General features: G+C 49.3%; 10 protein-coding genes and 1 riboswitch. Of the genes, 3 read left to right on the top strand and 7 right to left on the bottom strand.

What is annotated here, in order from left to right; translation table 11 throughout:
* Positions 1-205 precede the first annotated feature (205 nt).
* From moaE to moaA, 4 genes are all read right to left on the bottom strand, one after another.
* Positions 206-655, bottom strand: a complete 450-nt coding sequence (gene moaE / locus ABT58_RS17685; protein WP_047875768.1) for a molybdopterin synthase catalytic subunit MoaE — start codon at positions 653-655, stop codon at positions 206-208.
* A gap of 2 nt (positions 656-657) precedes the next feature.
* A complete protein-coding gene (gene moaD, locus ABT58_RS17680) occupies positions 658-903 on the bottom strand; it encodes a molybdopterin synthase sulfur carrier subunit (RefSeq protein WP_047875767.1) in 246 nt (81 codons plus the stop codon).
* Positions 900-1,379: a cyclic pyranopterin monophosphate synthase MoaC gene (gene moaC / locus ABT58_RS17675; protein WP_047875766.1), complete on the bottom strand. Its 480-nt coding sequence runs from the start codon at positions 1,377-1,379 to the stop codon at positions 900-902. Before moaC ends, moaD begins: the two co-directional genes overlap by 4 nt.
* 40 nt (positions 1,380-1,419) lie before the next feature.
* Entirely contained in the window at positions 1,420-2,409 is a 990-nt protein-coding gene (gene moaA, locus ABT58_RS17670; protein WP_047875765.1) for a GTP 3',8-cyclase MoaA, read from the bottom strand.
* A riboswitch (molybdenum cofactor riboswitch) is annotated at positions 2,398-2,536 on the bottom strand. (Overlaps the previous gene by 12 nt.)
* 180 nt (positions 2,537-2,716) lie before the next feature.
* On the opposite strand from moaA, the gene ABT58_RS17665 reads away from it, so the two are divergent.
* The 3 genes from ABT58_RS17665 to yvcK all read left to right on the top strand — a co-directional run bounded on the left by ABT58_RS17665 (position 2,717) and on the right by yvcK (position 4,834).
* Positions 2,717-2,944 carry a hypothetical protein gene (locus ABT58_RS17665; protein WP_047875764.1) on the top strand — a complete coding sequence of 76 codons (228 nt, stop codon included), beginning with the start codon at positions 2,717-2,719 and terminating at the stop codon, positions 2,942-2,944.
* A gap of 174 nt (positions 2,945-3,118) precedes the next feature.
* Positions 3,119-3,694 (top strand): LON peptidase substrate-binding domain-containing protein, encoded by a 576-nt coding sequence (locus tag ABT58_RS17660; protein ID WP_047875763.1) that lies wholly within the window; start codon positions 3,119-3,121, stop codon positions 3,692-3,694.
* Positions 3,695-3,931: 237 nt separating this feature from the next.
* On the top strand, positions 3,932-4,834 hold the full coding sequence (gene yvcK, locus ABT58_RS17655) for a uridine diphosphate-N-acetylglucosamine-binding protein YvcK (RefSeq protein WP_047875762.1): 903 nt from the start codon (positions 3,932-3,934) through the stop codon (positions 4,832-4,834).
* Here yvcK and ABT58_RS17650 read toward each other — a convergent pair.
* From ABT58_RS17650 to uvrB, 3 genes are all read right to left on the bottom strand, one after another.
* Positions 4,796-5,155, bottom strand: a complete 360-nt coding sequence (locus ABT58_RS17650; RefSeq protein ID WP_047875761.1) for an Hpt domain-containing protein — start codon at positions 5,153-5,155, stop codon at positions 4,796-4,798. The genes yvcK and ABT58_RS17650 overlap by 39 nt on opposite strands.
* A gap of 18 nt (positions 5,156-5,173) precedes the next feature.
* Positions 5,174-6,634 (bottom strand): quorum-sensing sigma-54 dependent transcriptional regulator LuxO, encoded by a 1,461-nt coding sequence (luxO, locus tag ABT58_RS17645; protein WP_047875760.1) that lies wholly within the window; start codon positions 6,632-6,634, stop codon positions 5,174-5,176.
* 469 nt (positions 6,635-7,103) lie between these two features.
* Positions 7,104-9,140, bottom strand: a complete 2,037-nt coding sequence (gene uvrB, locus ABT58_RS17640) for an excinuclease ABC subunit UvrB (protein WP_047875776.1) — start codon at positions 9,138-9,140, stop codon at positions 7,104-7,106.
* Positions 9,141-9,941: the final 801 nt, after the last annotated feature.

Below are 9,941 nucleotides of genomic sequence, written 5' to 3'. Positions count from 1 at the left end.
GATACAAACAGATGGAAAAATACGAGTAAGCGAGTAAGCGAGTAAGCGAGTAAGCGAGTAAGCGAGTAAGCGAGTAAGCGAGTAAGCGAGTAAAGCATGGCGCCTGCGTCTTATGCTGCAAGCACGAAGCAGAAAAAGCACAAAAAAATACCTGCACATTTAGCAGGTATTTTTTCAGTCTTTCAACGCAACTAGGCGCGAAAGATTATTTATCAACCCAACGGTCAGCGGCTGAAGTATCGGTCTCACGGGCATCCACCCAGCGCGATTCATCCGGCGTTTGTTCTTTCTTCCAGAACGGTGCGCGGGTTTTCAGGTAGTCCATGATGAACTCACAGGCTTGGAAGGCCGCGCCACGGTGTGCGCTGGTCACGCCCACAAACACGATCTGATCGCCCAGCGCTAAATCGCCCACACGGTGGATCACACGCACTTTCAGTAGCGGCCAGCGGCTTTTCGCTTCATCCACAATCGCAGCCAATGACTTTTCTGTCATGCCCGGGTAGTGTTCCAGCGACAAGCCCGTCACACTGTCACCCTGGTTGAAGTCGCGCACTTTACCGATAAAAGTCACCACGGCACCGGCTTCAGTGCCCTGCGACAATGCGGCATACTCATCCGCCACCGAAAAATCGTCAAACTGAACAGAGATCATGATTAGCCCCCTGTTACAGGCGGGAAGAAAGCCACTTCATCACCACCTTTGATTTCAGTATCCAATGCACAAATGGTTTGGTTAACCGCCACCAGCAATTTACCCGGCTCCAGTGCCAATGCCCATTTGTCGCCTTGTGTTACCAAGTGCTGACGCAGTGCTTCCGCCGTCGTAAATTCTGCCGCCACTTCCAGACGATCAACACCCACAAGCTCTTTCACTTGTGCAAAGAAAAGAACGTTAATCATGATTCCACCTTAAAATGACCGGATTTGCCGCCTGTTTTTTCCAACAAACGCACCTGACTGATCACCATGTCTTTTTGCACGGCTTTACACATGTCATAAATCGTCAGCGCAGCCACAGAAGCGGCAGTTAGCGCTTCCATTTCTACGCCGGTTTTACCCGCCAGCTTACAGCATGATTCGATACGGACTTTGTTTTCCGCTTCAATCGCTTCCAGTTGTACTTCTACTTTTGACAGCAGTAGCGGGTGACACAGCGGGATCAGATCCCAAGTCTTTTTCGCCGCCTGAATACCGGCAATGCGAGCAGTGGCGAACACGTCACCTTTGTGATGCTGACCTGAAACGATCAACTGCAGGGTTTCTGGTGCCATATGGACGAAAGCTTCCGCGCGCGCCTCTCGTACCGTTTCAGCTTTAGCAGAAACGTCCACCATGTTTGCTTCACCAGAAGCATTAATATGCGTAAATTGGTTCATCCGTTTTTGTTCCAACAGAAAAATGTATGAAAGGGCGGGCTCAGCCGCCAATAGAAGCCAGGTTCGGTGTCATGCCGGTGTTGCCCTGATCCAAGAAATGGCTGACGGCTTTTTCGTCCAGACCACCCTGAATACGTGCAATCAGTTCATCGCGCTGATCGTCACGTTGCAGCAAATCACGCAGATCCACACCGTGATCGCCAAACAAACACAAATGCAGTTTACCCAACGCCGAGACACGCAAGCGGTTACAGCTCTTACAGAAATCTTTTTCGTAAGGCATGATCAGGCCAATCTCACCCTGATAATCAGGATGACAGAATACCTGAGCCGGACCGTCATTGTTACTCTTGATCTTCAACACCCAACCGTTAGCGATCAAGTGATTGCGAATGCTGGTGCCTGACACATGGTGATTTTTGAACAGATCGTCCATCTCACCGGTTTGCATCAGCTCAATAAAGCGCAATTGAATCGGACGTGTTTTGATCCAATCAAGGAATTGAGGCAGTTGCTGCGCGTTCATATCTTTAAGCAGAACGGTATTGACCTTCACCTGCTCAAAACCGGCGTCAAAAGCCGCATCGATCCCTTCCATCACCTGATGGAACATGTTCTCACCGGTAATTTGGTAGAACATTTTCGGATCCAGGCTATCCACACTCACATTGATGTGGGTTAGCCCCGCTTCACGCCATTCCGCCACATGCTTCGCCATGCGGTAACCGTTAGTGGTGGTCGCCACTTTACGGATCCCCGGCTGTTCAGCTACGGTGCGGATAATGTCAGTGAAGTCACGACGCAAACTTGGCTCACCGCCAGTGATACGTACCTTCGTTGTGCCACAGTGGGCAAACGCGCCCGTTACGCGCTGAATTTCTTCCAGCGACAAAAACGACGGCTTCTTCTTCTCGCCCGGGTGATACCCGTCCGGCAAGCAATAGGTACATTTAAAGTTACAAACGTCAGTAACAGAAAGACGCAAGTAGTAAAACTTGCGATGAAAATTATCTTCAAATGGTTTCGCCACGGAACACCTTTCCAAGTACGGGAGGCCGAGGCATTTCTACATCGACCCTGGTGACTCAACGTCACTGGCTCAGCACGCATATCCCAAACAGGCAACTTAGCAGGCAGAGCTCGGAGCTATGGCAGTTGTATTGCCGGATTGAACCAAACGAAATACAACAGCGTAATAGTTATAAAAATATCAGATGAAATGCCGAAGTAGCAAACCGCAGCAAAAATTTCGTGCCGCATTCTACCGTTCAGGCGTTTTCACGACAATACTACTAAAGGGAATACTGTCAGTTTTTCTTACATCTTGTGAGGATATTATGTCCAACATTATTGAATCAGCGACAATTGATGATATTGCACTCTATCTTCAGCGTGAAGAAGGGCTTGATGCTGCCATGGCACATGAGCAAGCACAACTGGTGATAGACGGGTTTACAGACATGCAGGAAAAGGGAGTGATTAAAGGCTGGTACTTCGACGAACAAAGCCATTTGGCCTTGTTACCCAGTGACAGCGCATTGAAAATCATCGCAAATCAAAAATAATTCGCATTTTGCATCGAAACAGTGGCGCAACCCGTTGCGAAATGCAATCAACAACTATTCCATCACACACATAATCCGTGTAAAGACGGGCTCGTAGGCTTTTTCCGCCTGGTACAATTTTTCGGCATCACATTTGCACCCCTATCAATTAAACGACAACAAAAGGGGATGGCAATGAAACATACGATTCCGTTAATTTTCCAAAAACGTCATATCCTGCCTGGTGGCCGAATCCCAATCCGCGTGGCACCAGGCCCGCAAATGGACGCTTTTAAAACCGCTCTCAAACAGGGGGATAGCTTCGGTGTGTGCATGTTTGACACCGATGACACCGGTCACCACTTTTTCGGCGTCTGTACCCGGGTGACTGTCGAAGATTTTGACACTTCCATGAAAGATGGCGCCCTCATTGCCACTGTCGCGGGTCATGAAGCGCTACAAATCGAAAGTCTGGATGAAGACGATAACGGCTTTTTTACCGCGCACTGCGACAGTATTCCCCAATGGCCTGATACCGCCGTTCGCCACGATCAAGAAGTGCTGGCCGATAAGCTAAAAATTATGTTCACCAAACACCCTGAGCTGGACAATCTGCATGAAGACAAGCAATACCACAATTTAAGCTGGCTGTGTCAGCGTTGGCTGGAATTGCTGCCCGTGCCTGCCAGTGAAAAACAAGCACTCATTCAGGCCCCCAACTGCCAAAACACCTATGACTACTTGATGAGCATCATGCAAAAACCGCACTGATCGGCGCATGCCTCGCTAACCCTTTTACTTGCTACCGCTGTTGTCTTTTCGCCCTCTCCCACCTTTGGAATGAGGGTGTTTTTTTGTCTGCCAGTTCTCGAACTGGTGGAAATGTATTCAAAGAAAGCATACCAAACGTGATTAATATACCACCGTACCGCGCTAGGGCTGTATTCATGGCCCACAACGCAGTAAACTGCGCACTTATTTAATCTTGATCACACCATTTGATGAATCATGTCTAACTCAACAGGGAAAAATCCAACTCATGCCAAAATCGTTGCCATTGGTGGCGGGCATGGGCTCGGGCGTATTTTATCGGCACTGTCCGACTATGGGAGCAATGTCACCGGGATCGTGACCACGACTGACAATGGCGGCTCCACAGGACGTATTCGTGCATGCCAAGGTGGTATTGCTTGGGGTGATACCCGTAACTGTATTAATCAGCTGATCACTGAACCGTCTGTCGGGTCGATGATCTTTGAATACCGTTTTCGTGGCAACGGCGAACTCAATGGCCACAACCTGGGTAACTTGATGCTCAAGGCGCTGGATAATTTATCTATCCGTCCACTGGAAGCCATTACCCTGATCTGTGACATGCTCAAGGTCAAAACACAGATAGTACCCATGTCTGAACACCCGGCGGATTTGTCTGCAATGACACCAGAAGGCGACATCATTTGCGGGGAAACCAGTGTCGATGAACTGGCAGCCATTCCACAGCGCTTATACGTTGAACCGGCTGTACCGGCGACCAAAGAAGCCGTGAGCAGCATTCAAGAGGCCGACATTATTCTGCTCGGCCCTGGCAGCTTTTTAACCAGCGTGATGCCGCCGTTGCTACTGGAAGAAATGAAAGTGGCATTGAAAAACTGCCGCGCGCAGATTGTGTTTGTCACCAATCTGGATAAAGAAAAAGGCCCGGCGGGCATGATGAGCTTGCAGCAGATGCTGCATTGGTGCGAACGTGCAATGGGCGGTCGTGCGGTAGATGCGGTACTGACAGATAAACAGCAGGATATTGAAGACAAATACCGCCAACACGTAGCGGTACTTGCCTCAACCAATCATGAATGGCGCCATGATCGCGAAAAACTACGACAAGCAGTTGATCGGATTATCATGGCTGGCTAAGCGCTTATACTCCATCGCCACGCCTTCTACCATCTGCCGAAACTGCGGCAGATGGTCAGTCATCCATTGTTCTTGTCCCTGCTTCACACGGAACTCGCATTCCTGCGCCATCATCGCCAACTCGTCAGCCCCAAAACTGGCCGCGCTGCTCTTGATGGAATGGCTGATCTCTCTGACCTGACTCAGCGACGGCTGGTCTGAAAGCTGCTGGAAAAACTGCTCCAACTCGTCACTAAATACATTTAGCAGTAGCAATAAGGTATCGTGGCCCACTTCATCCGCCATACGCTTGATTGTTTCAGCATTAATTGTTGTTGCCATGCAATCCTCTCCCTACAACTAACCTTGCGCTTCCTGCCAGGTTTGTAATTTACGGTAAATCGTTGATGGACTGACTTCCAATAGTCCTGCGGCACGTGGAATGTTGCCATCACAAGCATCAATGGCAGCCTGAATGGCGCGCTTTTCAACCACCCATAAAGGCTCAACTTGAGATTTATCCACCATTTGGCTGAACACGGGCTGACTCACCACTGCTTGTTGAGCAGTCGTTTGTTGAACTTGAGGTTCATCGAGCACAGACTCAGACACAACTCCCGTAGACGATGCAATTTTAACGCCACCATTATTGATTGGCGGAGGAACCATCGGTAATGTGACTTCTTCCCCATTATTAAGCACCACAATATTGCGGATCACGTTCTGCAATTCCCGCACATTCCCCTGCCAGTGGTACTGCTTAAACAGCGTCAATACCTCGGGTGAAAAGCGGCTGAAATTCTTCCCTTCTTCCAGTGACATCAGGGCCAACAAGGCATGGGCGATTTCCAACACGTCGTCGCCACGCTCTCGCAACGGCGGCAGAGACACCGGGATCACATGTAAACGGTAATAGAGATCTTCGCGGAAACGACCTTCTTGCACTTCTTGCCAAGGATTGCGGTTGGTTGCACACACAAAACGCACATCCACCGTGTTGGTTTTGGATGCGCCGACTTTCTGATAAGTGCCCGTTTGAATAAAGCGCAGCAATTTGCTTTGCAAATCCAAATCCATTTCACACAACTCATCCAGGAACAAGGTGCCCTGATGGGCTAACTCGACCGCACCCTGACGCTCTGTGGATGCCCCTGTGAACGCCCCTTTAACGTGACCGAACAGTTCACTCTCAATCAACTCTTTCGGAATGGCGGCACAGTTCAACGCCACAAACGGCTTATCATTTCGCGGGCTGGCTGCATGCACCGCTTCGGCACACACTTCTTTACCGGTTCCGCTTTCCCCGGTAATAAACACCGTTGCTTTACTGGAGGCCGCCGATTCTATCACCCGATACACCGCCTGCATGGGTAAGCTGTTACCAATAAACCCTTGGTACTGTGCACCGCCTTGCTTGGAGCTTGAACCTTGCTCTTTCTGCTCTTCTTCCTTGAGCGCATTATTGACGGTGACACGTAAGCGGTCAGCTTCACACGGTTTAATTAAGAAATCTTTCGCCCCATGGCGCATGGCTTCAACGGCAACGTCAATCGACCCGTGCGCGGTCATGATCACCACCGGCACATCGCCGTAATCCCGCTTCACCGCTTCCAACACTTCAATACCGGTCATATCCGGTAACCGTAAATCCAGCAGAATTAAGTCCGGAATGGTGTCTTTCACAAACGCCAACGCTTCCGCGCCCGATCCCACCACCGTGACGGCGACGCCCAAGGGGTTGAGGTACGACTTATACAGCGCCGCGACTGACACCGTGTCTTCCACCATTAAGACTTGGCGCTGTCTCGTTTTGCTTTCCATTGCCCCTCCAAATCCTATTGCTCTTTACTAATTGTAATCAAAAGAAAAAAATCAGTATTACTTTTTTGCCCAGTCTACTATCACATCTTTGACCGGCAATTTTTCATAATGATTCGCATATTGATTCGCAAAATGCAAATGCACGGTGATTTTTTATCTTCGCAAAATGGAAATGTTTGCGCTAAGCCAATAAAAAAGTGCAATTAATCAGGAATACAAAAGTTGGCACGCTGTCTGCATTATTAGAAATGACTCTCCTAGAGGGTCAACCTAGCCAACTGACGTTGTTTGTGGATTTTTTTCACTAAAACAATGACGCCAACCGAACTGCTTATCGGTTGGCTTTTTTTTGCCTGTCGTTTGGGAACGGCCTCCCCCTTTGCATAATCTGCATAAAGGAGAGGAATGCGCTCAGAGGTGAGCGTGTTTGAGGCAGGAAAAGAGCAAGGACGAAACCCGCCCTTGCCGATTAGCTGTTAGCAATAAATTGCTCTCGCAAATTGTGAATTTTATCGCGCAGTTCTGCAGCTTGTTCAAACTCCAAATTCTGCGCGGCATCGTACATGGCTTTTTCCAGTTGCTGGATTTCTGTTTCCAACTGCTGTGGTGTCATGGTGCTGTAGGTCGCGCCCTTCTCCGCCACTTTATGCAGCTGTGCGGCACGGTTCACCGTCTTGCCTTTACCCGGTGCGCCCAGCTCCATAATGTCAGACACTTTCTTATTCAGCGCTTTTGGCACCAAACCGTGTTTTTCGTTGTAGGCGATCTGCTTATCACGACGGCGGTTGGTTTCGTTCATCGCCCGCTCCATCGAGCCGGTAATGCGATCCGCATACAAGATGGCGCGACCTTCAAGGTTACGGGCCGCTCGACCAATGGTCTGGATCAGCGAACGCTCTGAACGTAAGAAACCTTCTTTATCCGCATCCAGAATCGCCACCAGCGAGACTTCTGGCATGTCCAAGCCCTCACGCAGCAAGTTGATCCCCACCAGTACATCGAATTCGCCCAAACGCAGATCGCGAATGATCTCGACACGCTCGACGGTATCGACATCCGAGTGCAGGTAACGCACTTTCACATCGTGTTCAGACAGGTATTCAGTCAAATCTTCCGCCATGCGCTTGGTCAGGGTTGTCACCAATACGCGCTCCCCTTTGGCGGCACGAATACGGATTTCAGACAACAAGTCATCCACCTGAGTGGCAACAGGGCGTACTTCAATTTGCGGATCCAACAAGCCGGTCGGGCGGATCACCTGCTCGGCAATGTCGCCGCCGGATTTTTCAATTTCGTAATTCCCCGGCGTCGCAGAGATATACAGGGTTTGTGGCGCAAGAGCTTCAAACTCTTCAAACTTCAGCGGGCGGTTATCCAACGCGGACGGCAAGCGGAAGCCGTATTCCACCAGGTTTTCTTTACGGGAGCGGTCCCCCCGGAACATGGCACCGATCTGTGAAACCGTCACGTGGGATTCGTCGATGATCAGCAACCCATCCGCAGGCAGGTAATCAAACAAGGTCGGTGGCGGCTCACCCTCGGTACGGCCACTGAGGTAACGGGAGTAGTTTTCAATGCCGGAGCAGAAGCCCAATTCGTTCATCATCTCGATATCAAACTGGGTACGCTGTGTAATACGCTGCTCTTCCACCAACTTATTGTTCGCCAGCAGTTGGGCCTTACGCTCAACCAGCTCTTCTTTGATCCCTTCAATGGCGTCTAAGACTTTTTCACGCGGCGTCACGTAGTGGGTTTTCGGGTAAATGGTGCAACGCGGCATATCGCGCTGCAAAATGGTGCCCGTCAGTGGATCAAACGCACTGATGCAATCGACCTCATCATCAAACAGCTCAATACGCACGGCGTCTTTTTCTGATTCTGCGGGGAAGATATCAATCACTTCCCCACGCACACGAAACGTACCGCGCTCAAACGCCATATCATTACGGGTATATTGCAACTCCGCCAGACGACGCAAAATGTCACGCTGATCCAACATGTCGCCACGACGTACGTGCAGCATCATTTTCAGGTAGGAATCCGGATCACCCAGACCATAAATCGCCGAGACGGAGGCAATGATGATGACATCACGACGTTCCATCAATGCTTTAGTGGCGGACAAGCGCATTTGCTCGATGTGCGCATTCACCGACGCATCTTTTTCGATAAAAGTATCGGTCGTCGGCACATACGCTTCTGGCTGGTAGTAGTCGTAGTATGAAACGAAGTATTCCACCGCATTATCCGGAAAGAACTCTCTCATCTCACCGTATAACTGCGCCGCCAGTGTTTTGTTGGGCGCCAAAATCAAGGTAGGTCGATCCGCCGTGGCTATCACGTTGGCGACGGTGAAGGTTTTACCGGTACCGGTCGCCCCCAGCAGGGTTTGGTGGGCTAAGCCGGCATCCAACCCTTTCAGCAATTGTGCGATCGCCGTCGGCTGATCCCCGGAGGGCGAATAAGATGATGAAAGTTTGAACGATTTACTGACAGACTTTTCCATAACGGTACCGAACTGGTTGGATAAACAGTATTCTGCGTATTGTGCTACGCTGACGTAGGTTGTCAATAGAGACATGCCCCAAGGCGCTTTGATAGCTATACGTACGACAAAGGATGGCAGAACAACCAATAAAAAGCGGATTAACCCTTGATTGCTTTTTAAACAAGGCGTATTATCAGCGCCCTCACCTCGTACAGTTTACGTTCAGCTTCACGCAAAAACGTATAATTATACCCCTAAAAAATATCCATCCTCGTTATTTGCCCACAACTTATTCAAGGGTTGATATAAATCAATTCACAAGCAAATTACGTAAAATTTTTTTCCCGCTCTATACTTCATCATCATTTCACTATCGTCAGCTGTATCCCAAGACCCCCCGAATAACAGCGCTTTATTCCTTATTGCTCATTCGTTTATTTTTCATACAATCTGTCAAAGTGACGAACAGTTATCCGTGTTCCTAAGCATCCATTAACACACTTATCCACAGTTTCCGTGGATAACTATGCTAAGCCCTTGTGTTATCAGGGCTGACAAAAAGCAAGCCCTTTGTATGATAAAATTTCCCACTTATGACTAACAAATTCCTTTATCGTTATACCTTTTTCGAATTCCCGCATTTTCATAACATGACGCTCATCCGGCGGATCACAGCCCTTTCACGTCAAACCAAAGCAACAAAACACCATTAAAAGCACAGGGTTACTTTGCCTGTTCAGGATCGCACCCATGACGAATGATCCCTTTCAAACCCAATTCGTATAATGAATGAGAAGCAATTGTTAAAATCATCACTAT

This window comes from Photobacterium aphoticum (genome assembly GCF_001029435.1).
Lineage (GTDB): Bacteria > Pseudomonadota > Gammaproteobacteria > Enterobacterales > Vibrionaceae > Photobacterium > Photobacterium aphoticum.
Note: the sequence above shows the minus strand (reverse complement) of the source record. Positions and strands in the feature narration are given on the sequence as shown.